At 71.6% G+C, this 380-nt stretch carries 1 pseudogene; it reads right to left on the bottom strand.

What is annotated here, in order from left to right:
* Window positions 1-57: 57 nt before the first annotated feature.
* A pseudogene (locus HA630_RS00680) lies at window positions 58-380 on the bottom strand (hypothetical protein); the annotation flags it as partial.

Genomic DNA, 380 nt, shown 5'->3' with positions numbered 1-380 from the left:
GGATGATGCGTTTGGCGAGCATGGGCAGATTGTCGCAGGTGCGGAGGATCGGTGGCGTCAGCACAACGCCAGGGTCTGGCTGCCCTGCCAGGTGGTGCCGGGCGCCAGCTCGGCCGGGGTGTCCACCTGGGCGGCTTCGACACACAGCAGGTGGGCGTGGTCCTGCAGGCGCAGCGTGCCGCCGTCGCCGGTGGGGTCTTGGGTGGCCAATCCCCAGGCCCACGGCCGGTGGCGGGCAAAGCCGTGCTTGCACAAGGAGGCACTAGCGTTGAACTGGGGCCCGCACACCAGCAGGCGGTCGCCGTTGGCCAGGGTCAGGTGGTGGCTCGGCTGCCCGGCATGGGTCAGCGGGCCCGAGGCGGCTGGCACCGCCGGTTCAG

Source organism: Aquabacterium sp. A08, assembly GCF_011742065.1.
This window is presented reverse-complemented; position numbering and strand designations above follow the sequence as displayed.